The following is a 15,348-nucleotide window of genomic DNA, read 5'->3' as shown; positions in this document are numbered from 1 at the left end:
CGAGCGACGGCCGCGGCACAGGTGGCCCCGGGGAGGGAGGGGGAGGAGACGGGGTTCTCAGGGAGTGTGGGGGGTGAGTACGGCGTCGAGGAACGGCTCGATCGCCGAGCGCCAGGCCTCCGGCTGGTCGTAGTACACGAGGTGCCCCGCGTCGGAGACCTCCGCGTACTCGCCGCGGGGCAGCACCCGCACCATCTCCTGGGCCTCGGCCCGCCCGAGCTCACCGTCGAGGCCCCGCACGACCAGCGCCGGGCACTGCACCTGGGTGAGCTCCTCCCAGTGCGCGTCGTAGACCCAGGTCTCGCGGGACTTCAGCATCTGGTCGGGCTCGAAGACGGGCCGCCAGCCGTCGGGCGACTCATGCATGACCTCGGCGTAGAACTCGCCCCGGGAGGGGTTCGGGCGCTCCACCCAGGGGTCGTCCTCGCCGAACCACTTGCGGACGTCGGCGAGGGTGGCGAAGGGGACCGGCCAGGACTTGAACCAGTCGCCCCACTCGCGCTGCGAGGCCGCGCCGAGCGCGGAGGCCCGCATGTCGCAGACGATCAGGCCGCGCACCAGGTCGGGCCGCTTGGCGGCGAGCTGCCAGGCCGTCAGCGCGCCCATGGCGTGGCCGATGAGGACGGCCGGGGCGAGGCCGAGCTGCTCCAGGGCGGCCTCCGCGTCCTCGACGTAGGCCTCGCGGGTGAAGGCGGCCTCCGGCGGCTTCTCGCTCTGGCCGTGGCCGCGCTGGTCGAGGGCGACCGCGCGGTGCCGCTCGGAGAGCCAGCGGGCGGTGGACGCCCAGTGCGAGGCCCGGCCCATCAGGCCGTGCAGTAACAGGACGCCCGAGGAACCGTCCTCCCCTGCTTCCGCGGCGCTCGGGGCTCCCGCGGACTGTGCCGGGATCACCTTGGGCGGGTCCCCGAACTCCCAGGCCGCCAGGCGTACGCCGCCCGCCCCGGTCACGTCGATGCGTCGCGCCACAGTTCCTGGCACCCCCCTGGCCCTCGTACCGTTGTGCTGTCGTCAGACTTCGAATCACACGCAGGCTATCGAATGCCCTTTCGAGATAGGCACTCTCCGCAAGCAACACCCCTCGTTCGAGTGACCTGGTTCAAGGAATGATCGCCGCTGCCGAGGGGAGACCTTCAGCGGGAGGCGGACCGGTCGGGGAAACCGGTCCGAGGGGAACGACCTTGAGAGCTCGGGGCTCCAGGTCGAAAAAGGGGAGGACAGGCCCCGGTGCCACACGGCACCGGGGCCCTCCGTTCGTTTGCGGCAGACCATCCCCGCCCCCCTCAGGTCATATGCCTCACGCGACAGCGTGGCACGGGAAGCGCGTGCGCGCTGCCATTCGACACAGGGAATCTGCGATTCGACGACATCGACAGCACGACACAACTGCCCCACGCGCCCCATGAGTTGAACAATGCTCAGCGCTTCGCCACGAACACGTGGGACGCCACGTCCGACTGCAGCTCGGCCGCCTCGCCGCCGCTGCCGACCAGCACACCGCCCGCCGACTCCGTCACACTCACCACCGAGCCGGGCTGCACGCCCGCGCGGCGCAGCGTGTACATCAGCTGCGCGTCCGTCTGGATCGGCTCGCCGATACGGCGCACCACGACCGTCTTGCCGTCGGCGCCCGGATCGAGGTCCGCCAGCGACACCATGCCCTCATCCAGGAACGGGTCCGCGCCGTCCTTCTCGCCCAGCTCCTCCAGACCCGGGATCGGGTTGCCGTACGGCGACTCGGTCGGGTGCCGCAGCAGCTCCAGCACACGCCGCTCCACGGCCTCGCTCATCACGTGCTCCCAGCGACACGCCTCCGCGTGCACCTGCTCCCACTCCAGGCCGATCACGTCGACGAGGAGACACTCGGCCAGCCGGTGCTTGCGCATCACGCGCGTGGCCAGCCGGCGCCCCTCGTCGGTGAGCTCCAGATGCCGGTCGCTGGCCACGGAGACCAGGCCGTCGCGCTCCATCCGCGCGACCGTCTGGCTGACTGTCGGACCGCTCTGGTCGAGCCGCTCGGCGATCCGGGCGCGCATGGGGACCACACCTTCCTCCTCCAGCTCGAGGATGGTGCGGAGATACATCTCCGTGGTGTCGATCAGTCCGGACATTCGTAGCCCCTCGATTAGCTCTGCCGAAGGCTGGACGGCTCTCCGGCGCGTGCGCTGGCCCTGTAGTCAATTCTGCCGGATACCACTGACAAGCGTGCCGCGCCGCTGAAACGGGGCGGTTACATCAGGATGCGCGGCACGGTGCGCGGCACGGTGCGCGGCGGCCGAGCGAGGACGGTCGCCGCCTCCGCTCCACCGCCGTACCCGGCCGCCTCTGCGCCCTCGTCCCCCTCACCGTCCCCGTCGTATTGACAGGGCGCTGGTCCAGACCGCACGGTGATCCGCGACCCGGGAACGGACCCGGACCCGACACGGCAAAGGGGCCCCTCGGATGAGCGACCGCAAGCTCGCCGCCCAGTTCTTCGACGCCGCGATCACGCTGCTGCAGCGGGCCCGCGACGAGGAGGCCGAGGCCGTCGAGGCCGCCGGAACGCTCCTCGCCGACACCGTGGCCGACGGCGGCCGCCTCTTCGCCTTCGGCGCCGGCCACTCCTCCCTCGCCGCCCAGGACATCGTCTACCGCGCGGGCGGCCTCGCCCTGATGAACCTGCTCGCGGTGCCGGGCGTCGTCGGCGTCGACGTCACACCCGCCACCCTCGGCTCCGCCCTGGAGTGCGTCGACGGCCTCGCGAGCGCCGTCCTGGACACCTCGCCCCTGCGCGCGGGCGACGCCCTCGTCATCGTCTCGCTCTCCGGCCGCAACGCCCTGCCCGTGGAGATGGCCCAGAACGCCCGCAACCTGGGCGTGAAGGTCATCGGCGTGACCTCGGTGGCGTACGCCTCACAGACGACGTCCCGGCACACCTCCGGAACGTTCCTCAAGGACCACTGCGACATCGTCCTCGACTCGAAGATCGCCGTCGGCGACGCCGAGCTCACCCTCGACGCCGTACCCTCGCCGTTCGCCCCCGCCTCCACGGTCGTCACCGCCGCCCTCCTCCAGGCGGTCATGGCCACCGCGGCCGGCGCCCTCGCCGACCGCGGCATCGAGCCGCCGCTCCTGCGCTCCGGCAACGTCGACGGCGGCCACGACTGGAACGGACGGATCATGGAGGAGTACCGGGACCGGATCTTCTACCGCCGCTGAACGCACCGTGGCACGCGCGCGTGTCAGCCGCGGTCGGCCGGGGCGGCCAGGTCGGCCAGGTCCAGGGCCGTCGCTATGCGCACGGCGACGTCCTCGGCGTAGTTCGCGTCGGAGCGTTCGAAGGCGGTGCGGCCGGCGCCCCGCAGGAACGTCACGACGCCCATGGTGCGGCCGCGGCTGCGCAGCACCGCGCACAGCGCGTACACCGTGTCCTCGGGCCACTGACGCGCCCGCGCCCACTCCCGGGCCTCGTCCGCCGGGACGGAGCCGACGCCCGCCCGCACGGAGCCGGCCCGCGCGACGCACTGCAGCGCCGGATGCCCGTCGCCGTAGCGGACGGGCAGGCCCGCGTGTCCGGTGAGCGCGCTGGGGCCCGGACCGCCCGACGGCGTGGCCGCGACCCGCATCAGCCGCGCCGGCGCCGCCCCCTCGACATCGGCCGACGCCTCACCCATCACCCGGTCGACCAGGGCGTGGTCGGCGAACCCGGCGAGCGCGAAGTCGAGGTGGACGGTGGCGGCCTCGGCCGGGTCCTCGCACTCGGCGGCCGCGCGGGCCGCCCGGTGCAGCTGGTTGGCGCGGAAGCGCAGCATGGCGGCCTCCTGCTCGCCCTGCTTGGCCTCTGTGACGTCCTGGAAGAGCCAGCCGACCCCGAGCGGCACCGGCTCCTCGGCGAGCGGCGAGGCCAGCCGCAGGAAGCCACTGCGCCAGCAGCGCCGCTTCTCGCCGTCCGGGGTGCGCACCCCGACCCACAGCTCGGCGGGCGCGGGCGGGGCGCCCTCGGCGAGGACGTGCGTCAGCACGTTCTCCAGCTCCTCGGCGCCCCGGGTGAGCAGCTCCCCCAGCGGGCGGCCCAGCACGGCCGTACGGCCCGTGCCGAGCGCGCGGGCGGCGTGCGCGTTGACGACGGCGGGGCGCAGGTCGGCGTCGACCAGGACCACCCCCCAGGAGGCGTCGTCGAAGAGGGCCTCGCTGAGCGCGATGGAACGCTCCAGGTCGATCTGCGCATGCACCTCGCTGAAGGCGCAGTACAGCCCGGCGGGCTTGCCGTCCGGCCCGCGCACGGCGGCGGACTGCGTCCGCACGAGCACCCGGCCGCCGTCCTTCGTCAGCAGCGCGAACTCGTGCACCTGACGGCCCGGCGCGTGCATGGCGGCCATCAGCCGCCCCTCGATGTCCTCGGCGTCCGCCTCGCGCACGGCCCAGCCGGCGAAGCCGTGCCGCCCGACGGCCTCGGCCGCGCTCCAGCCGAGGATGCGCTCGGCCTCACGGTTCCAGTGGGTGACCACTCCGTCGCCGTCGAAGGCGCACAGGGCCGCGTCCATGCCGTCGAGGAGCGCGGCGAGCAGGTCGGCGCCGTCCGGGCCGACCGGTCCGGCCCCGGGGTGCGCGCCCTCCGGGGTCTCCGGGCCGTCCTCGCCCGACCGCTCGGGCTGCTCGGGCTCGTCCGGCCCCAGCTCGTCGGTGGTCCCACTACGCCGGGAAGCACTCACCTGGACCCCCTGCAGGTTCGCTCACTTGCCCTCATTCAACTCGAACGTGACGCAGCCCACATATGATTCCCGCAAGATTGCCGAGGAATCGTTGCATCGGGCTCTGGTCAGGGTGGGGCATGAGCCGCAGGTCGACCCATTCCGCCGTCTCGCCGTCGAGCACATACCGCTCGACCTCGACGAACCCACGCGCGCGCGAACCGCGGCCCGCCTTCGTTGACGGCCGGCACGCGCGCGATGCCTCCCGGTCCGCCGGGTCAACATCCCAGAAAAAACACTTGAGCGACCGGCGAGGGGTTCTTAGGGTGTGGCGTACCGAATGAAGGGAGGTGGTCCGAAGCATGTATGCACACCGGACGTCGGAGGTGGCTGCGGGCTAATGGCCCGTCGCCCACTGAGTGCGGTGCCGGACCAGCGCGTGTGAGTAGCGCGCAACCGGCCAATTCAACGCAGTCACCCGACCCGCGAGTCGCCGGTACGTCCGGCCGGCCCTCCTCTGGGAGGACCCGACTCGCGGGTCGTCTGCTTTTCCGGGCCTCTGTCCGCAAGGTTTGCGGGGCGTGAGGCGGGACACGTGCGGATTTTTTGGCAGGCAGTACTCTGGGCGCATGCTTTCGCTTGTTCGACGCCGCCATGTGGACTACGTCCGCGTCACGAGCATGGGCTGTCGACGCTCCATCTGAGCCCGTCCAGCCCCTTCGCGGTTCACCGCCGCCCGCGTTTTCGCACTTTCCTCATCTCTGACCGCCTGGCACCCGTGCGCCGCCCCACCCACGGCGGCCGCGGGCCCCGCACACCCACGGACGCATCATGACGAACGTGACACCCCTCGCGACGAACCCGTCGTATCGGCAATCGTCGTATCAGCACCCGTCGTATCAGCAACTGCCGATCATCGATCTCTCCGCCGCCGACCGCGGGCCCCAGGCGCGGGCGCTGCTGCATGCGCAGTTGCACAGTGCCGCGCACGACGTGGGGTTCTTCCAGTTGGTCGGGCACGGGGTGAGCCCTCAGGAGACGGAGGAGCTGCTCTCCGCCATGCGGCGGTTCTTCGCGCTGCCCGAGGAGCAGCGGCTCGCGATCGACAACGTGAACTCGCCGCACTTCCGCGGGTACACGCGGACCGGGGACGAGCGGACCGGCGGTCGGCAGGACTGGCGGGATCAGCTCGACATCGGGGCGGAGCGGCCGGCGCGGATACCGGGGCCGGGTGAGCCCGCGTACTGGTGGCTTCAGGGGCCCAATCAGTGGCCCGACGGGTTGCCGGAGCTGCGGAGTGCCGCGCTTGCCTGGGTCGAGCGGCTCAGCGGTGTCGCGGAGCGGCTGCTGCACGAGCTGCTCGCCGCGATCGGCGCGCCGGTCGACTTCTACGACGCGGTGTTCGGGGAGCGGGCGCATCCGCATCTGAAGCTCGTGCGGTATCCGGGGAGTGCGGGGGACGGGGGCGGTCAGGGGGTGGGGGCTCACAAGGACTACGGGTTCCTGACGCTGCTGCTTCAGGACCGGGTGGGCGGGCTTCAGGTGCAGAGGGAGGACGGGCTGTTCCATGATGTGCCGCCGTTGGAGGGGGCCTTCGTGGTGAATCTCGGGGAGCTCCTGGAGGTGGCGACCAACGGGTACCTGCTCGCCACCAACCATCGGGTCGTGTCGCCGCCGAGTGCGGTGGAGCGGTTCTCGGTGCCGTTCTTCTACAACCCGCGGCTGGACGCCCGGGTCGAGCCGCTGCCCTTCCCGCACGCCTCCGCCGCGCCCGGTGTGACCGACGATCCGGCCAACCCGCTGTTCGCGGAGTACGGCTTCAACGAGCTGAAGGGCAAGTTGCGGGCGCACCCGCTGGTGGCCGAGCGGCATCACGCGGAGCTGCTCAGCCCCGCGTGATCACCGGCTGCGTGATCGCCGGCTGCGTGATCACCGGCACGGCCCGCGGCGCGGCCCGTCGTGCGGTTCAGCCCGCGATGTCGTCGTAGCCCTCGATCTCCTGGGGGTTGCGGGTGCCGGGGCCGATGTAGCGGGCCGACGGGCGGACCAGGCGGCCGGTGCGCTTCTGTTCCAGGATGTGCGCGGACCAGCCGGCGGTGCGGGCGCAGGTGAACATCGAGGTGAACATGTGTGCCGGGACTTCGGCGAAGTCCAGGACGATGGCCGCCCAGAACTCGACGTTCGTCGCCAGGACGCGGTCCGGGCGGCGGGCGTGGAGTTCGGCGAGGGCGGCCTTCTCAAGGGCCTCGGCGATCTCGAAGCGGGGTGCGCCCAGTTCGCGGGCGGTGCGGCGCAGTACGCGCGCGCGTGGGTCCTCGGCGCGGTAGACGCGGTGGCCGAAGCCCATGAGGCGCTCGCCCTTGTCGAGGGCCTGTTTGACGTAGGCCTCCGCGTCGCCGGTGCGTTCGATCTCCTCGATCATGCCGAGGACGCGGGAGGGGGCGCCGCCGTGCAGCGGGCCCGACATGGCTCCTACGGCGCCGGAGAGGGCTGCGGCGACGTCGGCGCCGGTGGAGGCGATGACGCGTGCGGTGAAGGTGGAGGCGTTCATGCCGTGTTCGGCGGCCGAGGTCCAGTAGGCGTCGACGGCCGCCACATGCTTGGGGTCCGGTTCGCCGCGCCAGCGGATCATGAAGCGTTCGACGACGGACTGGGCTTTGTCGATCTCCCGCTGCGGGACCATCGGGCGGCCTTGGCCGCGGGCGGACTGGGCGACGTAGGAGAGGGCCATGACGGCGGCGCGGGCGAGGTCCTCGCGGGCGTGCTCGGCGTCGATGTCGAGGAGGGGTTTGAGGCCCCAGACGGGCGCGAGCATGGCGAGCGCGGACTGGACGTCGACGCGGATGTCGCCGGAGTGGACGGGGATCGGGAAGGGTTCGGCGGGCGGCAGGCCGGGGTTGAAGGCCCCGTCGACGAGCAGCCCCCAGACGTTGCCGAAGGAGACATGGCCGACCAGGTCCTCGATGTCGACGCCCCGGTATCGCAGGGCGCCGCCCTCCTTGTCCGGTTCGGCGATCTCCGTCTCGAACGCGACGACTCCTTCGAGTCCGGGTACGAAGTCGGACATCAGGCGGCTCCTCGTGATGTGTGCGACGGACGGCACCGGTGGATCCACGGTCCCGGGGGACTCGCGGTCGTGGGCAGTCACCCCAGTGATGCCCCGTGGGGCGGGCGGCCACCCCACTGGGATGGCATCTGCACCATATCCCCGAGTGCCACCTTTGGGGAGTGGTTGCGGCACTCAGTGCCACCTCCGGTGGGGTGGGGTGCGGTGGTGGGGCATACGGCAGGATGACCTTGTGACCGACGCAGACGCCGTCTCTCCCGGCCCCGTTCCCGACCCCGCCGCGATGCGCAAGCAGTACCGGGCCGAGGGGTTCACCGAGGCCGAGCTGGCCGCCACGCCGGTGGAGCAGTTCGCCCGCTGGTTCAAGGACGCGGCCGTCGAGGCCCAGCTCTTCGAGCCGAACGCCATGGTCGTCTCCACCGCGGACGCCGAGGGGCGGCCCAGCTCCCGTACGGTGCTGTTGAAGCAGTTCGACGAGCAGGGTTTCGTCTTCTACACCAACTACGACTCCCGCAAGGCCCTCGATCTCGCCGAGAATCCGTACGTCTCGCTGCTCTTTCCGTGGCATCCGATGGCCCGGCAGGTCGTCGTGCGGGGCGTGGCGCGGCGTACCGGGCGGGACGAGACCGCCGCGTACTTCCGGACCCGGCCGCACGGCTCGCAGCTCGGCGCGTGGGCCAGCGCCCAGTCGTCGGTGATCGCCACCCGGGCCGACCTCGACGCGTCGTACGCAGAGCTGGCGGCCCGCTATCCGGAGGGCGAGCAGGTGCCGGTGCCGCCGCACTGGGGTGGTTTCCGGGTGGCGCCGGAGTCGGTGGAGTTCTGGCAGGGCCGGCTGAACCGGCTGCACGACCGGTTGCGGTATGTGGCGGAGGCGGACGGGAGCTGGCGGGTGGAGCGGCTCAGTCCGTGAGGCGGTGGGCCGCTCGGAGCGTCAGACCTTGCCCGGCAGGAACGCCGTACGGCGCCCGCCCAGCAGCTCGTCCATTCGGGCGCGGAAGTCCTCGCTGAGCGTGGGCCAGTTCCAGAACGCAAAGCCGAGGTGGACGAAGGCCAGGTGGTCGTCGGTCCAGTCCCACTCGGGCAGCGGGGCGGACTCGGCGCAGGAGGCGCACTCGGCGTCGGCCGTGCCCGTTTCGTACCAGACGTCCATCACGGTGGATATGTGCGACGACCAGACCGGGTCGTCGGGATCGGCGGCCGTCCCGCAGCGCGGGCAGATCGCCGTCGCCCCCTTTTTGGTGTTGAAGTTGCTGTAGAAGACGCGCCGTTCGGTGTGGACGGCGACGCCCTCCGGAGCGCCCCAGCGGGCGTGGGTGACCGCCTTGTGCCAGTGGGGGCCGGGTGGGTGGGCCGGATGGTCTCCCAGGGCCCAGCCGGGCTCCGCCTCGGCGAGCACGATGCCCTCGGCCACGAGCCACTCCACCACGGGCCGGGCGAGGCTCGGTGCGTCTTGTGGACCCGCGTAACGGTCGACGATCGTCTGGTAGGTGTCCCCCATGCCCGAACCGTAAGCCGTGCCACTGACAACGGGCCCGGCACGGCCGACCTGGGCGATCAGTCCAGTGTCTGCTCCAGCAGCCCCGCCCACTGCGCCACGACCCGGTCGCGGCGTGCCGCGTCGTCGGTGAGGAGGTTGGCGAGGCCGAGGCCTCGGGCCATGTCCAGCAGGCCCTGGACGGTCTCGCGGACGCCGGGCGCGCTCTCGTCGGCGCCGAGCAGTTCCACGGCTATGCGGTGGGTTTCGCGGCCGACGCGGGCTTCCAGTTCGGTCACGCGCGGGCGGAGCGGTTCCTCGTTGGAGGCGGCCACCCACAGGTGCAGGGCGGCGCGGAAGAGGGGGCCGGTGTAGAGGTCGACGAGGGCGGTGACGACCGCGCGGCGATCGCCGCTGGCGCCCTGGGGGAACAGTGCGCGCAACGCGCAGGAGCGTTCCTCGGCGACGTACTCGACGGCCGCGGTGAACAGGTCCTCGCGGGTGGGGAAGTGGTGCTGGGCGGCGCCCCGGGAGACGCCCGCGCGTTCGGCGACGACCAGGACCGTGGATCCTGCCCAGCCGTGTTCGGCGAGGCAGGCGACGGCGGCTTCCAGAAGCCGCTGCCGGGTGGCGCGGCTGCGGTCCTGCTTGGGGGCGCGGTCAGCCGGGCCGCGGTCGGCCGGGCCGCGGTTGCCGGGACCGCGGTCGCCGGGGAGATGTGCGGCTGTGGTCACAGCGCCCATGGGGGATCCCGTCGTTCGAGGAAGGCCGCCATTCCCTCGCGGGCGTCGCGGTCGGCGAACAACGAGGCCGAGAGCCAGGTCATCGAGCCCACGTCCTCGACGAACGCCTCCAGCACCTTAGCCGTGAGCAGCTTCTTCGTCCTGGCCAGGGCTTTGGGTGAGGCCCGCCGCAGGCCGTCGAGGACGGGTGCGAGGGCCTCGTCGAGGTCGGTGTCGCCGGCGGACTGGGTGACGAGGCCGATGCGGGCGGCTTCGGCCGCGCCGAAGGTCTCTGCGGTGAGGCAGTAGCGAGTGAGGGCGCGTGGGTCGACGCGGGGCAGCAGGGGCAGCGAGATGACGGCGGGCGCGACTCCGATGTGCACCTCGGTGAACGCGAACGTCGACGTCTGAGAGGCGATCGCGATGTCGCAGGCGCCGAGCAGTCCCAGGCCGCCCGCCCTGACGTGACCGGCGACCCGGGCCACCACCGGCTTGCGCAGCTCAAGGATCTGCTGGAGCAGCCTGGGCACCGCCTTGGGGCGCGGCGGGTCCTTGAGGTCGGCGCCGGCGCTGAGGGTGTTGCCGGTGTGGGTGAGGACGACGGCGCGTACGTCGTCGTCCTTGTGGCAGCTGATGAGCGCGTCGGTCAGTTCGGTGACGAGGGCGTGCGAGAGGGCGTTGCGGGTGGCGGGTGAGTCGAGGCTGAGGGTCTCGATGCCCCGTTCGCGGGTGCGGCCGACCAGGGGGGCCGTCATGGGTGTCTTCATGCGCGTTCCCTCAGCCGGCGGCGGAGTATCTTCCCGGAGACGGCGCGCGGCACGGCGTCGATGAAGGTGACCTCGCGGACGCGCTTGTAGGGGGCGACGCGTTCGGCGACGTACATGGCGATCTCTCCTTCGGAGAGGTCGGGGGATGTCGGCTGGCGGACCACGTAGGCGTGCGGGACTTCGTTGCCGTCGTCGTTGTAGACGCCGATGACGGCGGCGTCCGCTATGCCGGGGTGGGTGAGCAGGATCGCTTCGAGTTCGGCGGGGGCGACCTGGAAGCCCTTGTACTTGATGAGTTCCTTGACGCGGTCGACGACGAACAGCCAGCCGTCGGCGTCGATGTGCCCGACGTCGCCGGTGTGCAGCCAGCCGTCGGCGTCGATCATGGCGGCGGTGGCGTCGGGGCGGCCCAGGTAGCCCTTCATGATCTGGGGTCCCCGGATGAGGATCTCGCCGGGTTCGCCGACGCCGAGGTCCTTGCCGGGGTCGTCGAGGGAGACGATGCGCATCTCGGTGCCGGCGATGAGTTTGCCGACGGTGCCGGCGGGGGCTTCGCGCATGGCGTCGAGCGGGACGACGTGGGTGCCGGGGGACAGTTCCGTCATGCCGTAGGCCTGGCCGAGGGGCGGCAGGTCGAGGCGTTCGGCGCAGGCCGCGGCGAGTTCGGCGTCCAGGGGTGCGGCGGAGCAGATGACGTACCGCAGCGACGACAGGTCGTACTGGGCGACCGCCGAGTGTTTGGCGAGGGCGAGGACGATCGGCGGGGCCACGTAGAGGGCGGTGATGCGGTGGTTCTGGATGGCCGCGAGGAACGACTCCAGGTCGAAGCGGGGCAGCACGACGACGGTGGCGCCCTGGCGCAGGGGTGCGTTCATCAGGGCGGTGAGGCCGTAGATGTGGAAGAAGGGCAGTACGGCGAGGATGCGCTCGCCGGGGCCCGCGGAGATCACCGCCCGTAGCTGGTCGAGGTTGGTGGCGATCTGCCGGTGGGTGAGCATGACGCCCTTGGGGGTGCCGGTGGTGCCGGAGGAGTAGGGCAGGGCCGCGACGTCCGCCGTCGGATCGATGTCCACCTGTGGCTCGGGGGCTGTGGAGCCGAGCATGTCGATCAGCGAGCGGTGTCCGCTCGCGTTGTCGCAGACGAAGATCTCCTCGATGCCGCCGGCGAGTTCGGCCGCGCGCCGGGCGGTGTGGAGCAGGGGCGAGACGGTGACGATCCAGCGGGCGGCCGAGTCGCCGAGCTGCTTGGCGAACTCCTCGGCGGTGGCGAGCGGGTGCACGGTGGTGACGGTGGCGCCCGCGCGTGTGGCGGCGTAGAACGCGATCGGGAACGCGACGGTGTTGGGGCTGTGCAGGGCGAGGACGTCACCCTTGCGGACGCCGGCGTCGGCGAGTGCGGCGGCGACCCGGCGGTGGAAGCGGTCCAGCTGGTCGTAGGTGAGGGTGGTGCCGTCCGTGCCGTCGACGAGCGCGGGCAGTTCGCCGAACTCGGCGGCGCGCCCCAGCACGGCGTCGTGGATGGGTAGTTCTACGTGCGGGACGTCTGCGTACTCGCTGCGGAACACGGTTCCTCCAAGGCGGGTCGGTACCCAGGCGGGTCAGTACGACTTGGGCAGGCCCAGGGTCTGGTGGGAGACGTAGTTGAGAATCATCTCCCGGCTCACCGGGGCGATACGAGCCACCCGGGACGCCGTTATCAGCCGGGCGAGGCCGAACTCGTGTGTGAGGCCGTTGCCGCCGAGGGTGTGCACGGCCTGGTCGACCGCTTTCACGCAGGCCTCCCCGGCCGCGTACTTGGCCATGTTGGCGGCCTCGCCGGCGCCGGTGTCGTCCCCCGCGTCGTACAGGCGGGCTGCCTTCTGCATCATCAGGCGGGCCAGTTCGAGGTCGATGTGGGCCTGTGCGAGGGGGTGTGCGATGGCCTGGTGGGCGCCGATCGGGGTGTTCCAGACGGTGCGGTCGCGCGCGTACCGGATCGCTTTGGCGAGTGCGTGGCGGCCCATGCCGATCGCGAAGGCGGCCGTCATGATGCGTTCGGGGTTGAGGCCGGCGAAGAGCTGCTGCAGGCCGGCGTCCTCGTCGCCGACGAGTGCGTCGGCGGGGAGGCGTACGTCGTCCAGGGTCAGTTCGAACTGTTTCTCCGTGCCGTGCAGTTCCATGTCGATGCGGCGGCGGGTGAAGCCGGGGGCATCGCGCGGGACGATGAACAGGCAGGGCTTGAGGCTGCCCGTGCGGGCGTCTTCCGTGCGGCCGACGATCAGGGTGGCGTCGGCCATGTCCACGCCGGAGACGAAGACCTTGCGGCCGGTGAGCAGCCAGTCGCCGCTCGCGCTGTCACGGCGGGCCGTCGTGGTGATGCGGTGGCTGTTGGAGCCGGCGTCGGGTTCGGTGATGCCGAAGGCCATGAGGCGGGAGCCGTCCGCCAGTGCGGGGAGCCACTGCTGTTTCTGGGACTGCGTGCCGAAGCGGGCGATCACGGTGCCGCAGATCGCCGGGGAGACGATCATCATGAGGAGGGGGTTGCCTGCGGCGCCCAGCTCTTCCAGGACGAGGGAGAGTTCGGCGACGCCGCCACCGCCGCCGCCGTATTCCTCAGGCAGGTTGACGCCGATGTAGCCGAGAGCCGCGGCCTCCTGCCAGAGGGTCCTGGTGTCGTGGTCGTGGCTCTTCGCGAAGGCCGATACCGCTGCGCGGAGTGCCTTGTGCTCGTCGGTTTCGATGAGGGTGGTCATGGTGGCTCCTTCGGGTGCGGGTCCGCTGTGGCAGAGCGCGCAGTGCTACGCGCCCCTCAAGACACGTCTTGCTGCACGACCGCCAGGAGGGTGCCGAGCTCCACCTGCTGTCCTGCCGTCACCGGTAGAGCCGTCAGCGTCCCCGTCACCGGTGCCGAAATGACGTGTTGCATCTTCATCGCTTCGAGCCAGACGATCGGTTCGCCCGCCTGGACACTCGATCCGGTGATGAGACCTTGCGCGAGCTTGACGATCGTTCCCGGCATCGGAGCCAGGAGGGAGCCGGGGGCGTGCTGGATCGCCGGGGCGGGGAGGCGGGGCAGGACCGTGAGGGTGGTGGCGCCCACGTGGATCTGGTCGCCGTAGCGGGCGACGTCGAAGCGGCGTCGTACGCCGTCGATCTCCAGGACGACCAGCGTCGGGTCCGCGTGCACGACCTGGACGCCCTCGGCCGTGAGGCCCTTGCGTGTGTGCCGGTAGGCGATCTCGATCTCCTCGCCGCCCCTCGCGTACCGCTTGGTCTGCGGCTGGGACGGCAGGTTGCGCCAGCCGCCGAACCGGGACCCGGTGCGCGCTTCGGCGAGCGCGGCGGCGAGCGGGGCGTGCGGGTCGGCGGGCACGGCCGTCAGTTCGGGCAGGTGGCGGTCGTAGAAGCCGGTGTTCATGCGGGCGGACGTGAACTCCTCGTGGCGCAGGGAGCGGACGAGGAGGTCGCGGTTGGTGGCCGGGCCGTGCAGGACGGTGCGTTCCAGGGCGCCCGCGAGCTTGCGGACGGCCTCCGCGCGCGTGGGGGCGTGGGCGACGATCTTGGCGAGCATGGCGTCGTAGTGGACGCCGATCGGGTCGCCGTCCTCGTAGCCCGTGTCCAGGCGGACGCCCGCGGGGACGGCCAGGCGGTGCAGGGTGCCGGTCTGGGGGGTCCAGTCGTGCGCCGGGTCCTCGGCGTAGAGGCGGGCCTCGACGGCGTGGCCACGCGCGCGTGGGGGCTCGGGGGCCAGCGCGCCGCCCTCCGCGAGCCGGATCTGTTCGGCCACCAGGTCGAGGCCGAAGACGGCCTCGGTGACGGGGTGTTCGACCTGGAGGCGGGTGTTCATCTCCAGGAAGTGCGCCCGGCCGTCGGCGACGAGGAACTCGACCGTGCCCGCGCCCACGTAGTCCACGGCGCGTGCGGCGCGGACGGCGAGCGCGTGCAGTTCCTCCGTGAGGTCCGGCGGCAGTGCGGGCGCCGGCGCCTCCTCGACGACCTTCTGGTGCCGTCGCTGGAGGGAGCAGTCGCGGGTGCCCAGCGCCCACACCGTGCCGTGGGTGTCGGCGAGGATCTGCACCTCGACGTGGCGGCCGTCGTCGACGTACGGCTCGACGAACACCTCGCCGTCGCCGAAGGCGCTCGCGGCCTCCGCGCGGGCGCCCTCCAGTGCGGCACTCAGCTCCTCCAGGCGGCGCACGACGCGCATTCCGCGCCCTCCGCCGCCCGCGGCGGCCTTCACCAGCACCGGCAGGTCGGCGTCCGTCACCTCGTCCGGGGCCAACGGCGCGAGCCCCATGAGCTGCTTCGCGCGGGTCTTGGAGGCCATCGCCTCGATCGCCTGCGGCGGCGGGCCGATCCAGACCAGGCCCGCGTCCAGGACCGCGCGCGCGAAGTCGGCGTTCTCGGAGAGGAAGCCGTAGCCGGGGTGGACGGCGTCCGCGCCCGCGGCGACGGCCGCCTTCACGATGAGGTCGGCGCGCAGGTAGGTCTCCGCGGGCGCCGCTCCCGGCAGTCGTACCGCCGTGTCGGCCACGCGCGCGTGGAGCGCCCGCTCGTCGGCGTCCGAGTGCACGGCGACCGTCCGGATTCCCAACTCACCGCAGGTCCGGACGATGCGGCAGGCGATCTCGCCGCGGTTGGCAACAAGTACAGTCCCGATCACGTGATC

Annotated in this window: 13 protein-coding genes; 3 read left to right on the top strand and 10 right to left on the bottom strand. The window is 71.9% G+C overall.

The features are described from left to right. Nucleotides 1-57: 57 nt before the first annotated feature. Nucleotides 58-966 (bottom strand): alpha/beta fold hydrolase, encoded by a 909-nt coding sequence (locus ACZ5SK_RS11000; protein ID WP_334579019.1) that lies wholly within the window; start codon nt 964-966, stop codon nt 58-60. A 449-nt stretch (nt 967-1,415) separates the two neighbouring features. After that, nucleotides 1,416-2,108, bottom strand: a complete 693-nt coding sequence (locus tag ACZ5SK_RS10995; RefSeq protein ID WP_079661558.1) for a metal-dependent transcriptional regulator — start codon at nt 2,106-2,108, stop codon at nt 1,416-1,418. A gap of 331 nt (nt 2,109-2,439) precedes the next feature. On the opposite strand from ACZ5SK_RS10995, the gene ACZ5SK_RS10990 reads away from it, so the two are divergent. Further along, nucleotides 2,440-3,195 carry an SIS domain-containing protein gene (locus ACZ5SK_RS10990; RefSeq protein WP_457494311.1) on the top strand — a complete coding sequence of 252 codons (756 nt, stop codon included), beginning with the start codon at nt 2,440-2,442 and terminating at the stop codon, nt 3,193-3,195. A gap of 23 nt (nt 3,196-3,218) precedes the next feature. On the opposite strand, the gene ACZ5SK_RS10985 is transcribed toward ACZ5SK_RS10990, so the two are convergent. Then, the gene (locus tag ACZ5SK_RS10985) at nt 3,219-4,688 is read right to left on the bottom strand and encodes a PAS domain-containing protein (protein WP_334579017.1); all 1,470 of its coding nucleotides are present in this window, start codon (nt 4,686-4,688) and stop codon (nt 3,219-3,221) included. Nucleotides 4,689-5,498: 810 nt separating this feature from the next. Between ACZ5SK_RS10985 and ACZ5SK_RS10980 the strand changes: the two genes are divergently transcribed. Continuing rightward, entirely contained in the window at nt 5,499-6,566 is a 1,068-nt protein-coding gene (locus tag ACZ5SK_RS10980) for an isopenicillin N synthase family dioxygenase (protein WP_334579016.1), read from the top strand. A 67-nt stretch (nt 6,567-6,633) separates the two neighbouring features. Here the strand turns inward: ACZ5SK_RS10980 and ACZ5SK_RS10975 are convergent, their stop codons facing one another. Then, nucleotides 6,634-7,734, bottom strand: coding sequence for a citrate synthase 2 (locus ACZ5SK_RS10975; RefSeq protein WP_334579015.1), 1,101 nt, complete (start codon nt 7,732-7,734; stop codon nt 6,634-6,636). A 232-nt stretch (nt 7,735-7,966) separates the two neighbouring features. Here ACZ5SK_RS10975 and pdxH point away from each other — a divergent pair, with 232 nt between their 5' ends. Then, nucleotides 7,967-8,647, top strand: a complete 681-nt coding sequence (gene pdxH / locus ACZ5SK_RS10970) for a pyridoxamine 5'-phosphate oxidase (protein WP_334579014.1) — start codon at nt 7,967-7,969, stop codon at nt 8,645-8,647. Nucleotides 8,648-8,668: 21 nt separating this feature from the next. Here pdxH and ACZ5SK_RS10965 read toward each other — a convergent pair whose 3' ends face one another. The 6 genes from ACZ5SK_RS10965 to ACZ5SK_RS10940 are packed head-to-tail and all read right to left on the bottom strand — an operon-like array spanning nt 8,669 to nt 15,342. Further along, complete coding sequence (locus ACZ5SK_RS10965; RefSeq protein WP_334579013.1) at nt 8,669-9,235, bottom strand: hypothetical protein; 567 nt, start codon at nt 9,233-9,235, stop codon at nt 8,669-8,671. 56 nt (nt 9,236-9,291) lie between these two features. Then, nucleotides 9,292-9,954 (bottom strand): TetR/AcrR family transcriptional regulator, encoded by a 663-nt coding sequence (locus ACZ5SK_RS10960; RefSeq protein ID WP_468575826.1) that lies wholly within the window; start codon nt 9,952-9,954, stop codon nt 9,292-9,294. After that, nucleotides 9,942-10,700: an enoyl-CoA hydratase family protein gene (locus ACZ5SK_RS10955; RefSeq protein WP_468416664.1), complete on the bottom strand. Its 759-nt coding sequence runs from the start codon at nt 10,698-10,700 to the stop codon at nt 9,942-9,944. The genes ACZ5SK_RS10960 and ACZ5SK_RS10955 overlap by 13 nt, the downstream gene beginning before the upstream one ends. Next, nucleotides 10,697-12,265, bottom strand: coding sequence for a 4-coumarate--CoA ligase family protein (locus ACZ5SK_RS10950; protein ID WP_468575824.1), 1,569 nt, complete (start codon nt 12,263-12,265; stop codon nt 10,697-10,699). Before ACZ5SK_RS10950 ends, ACZ5SK_RS10955 begins: the two co-directional genes overlap by 4 nt. 33 nt (nt 12,266-12,298) lie before the next feature. Continuing rightward, complete coding sequence (locus ACZ5SK_RS10945; protein WP_334579010.1) at nt 12,299-13,432, bottom strand: acyl-CoA dehydrogenase family protein; 1,134 nt, start codon at nt 13,430-13,432, stop codon at nt 12,299-12,301. A gap of 56 nt (nt 13,433-13,488) precedes the next feature. Next, entirely contained in the window at nt 13,489-15,342 is a 1,854-nt protein-coding gene (locus tag ACZ5SK_RS10940; RefSeq protein WP_468575822.1) for an acetyl/propionyl/methylcrotonyl-CoA carboxylase subunit alpha, read from the bottom strand. Nucleotides 15,343-15,348: the final 6 nt, after the last annotated feature.

The organism is Streptomyces sp. NPDC031474 (assembly GCF_055581185.1).
The sequence above is the reverse complement of the archived record's forward strand: the minus strand, read 5'-3'. Positions and strand labels throughout refer to the sequence as shown.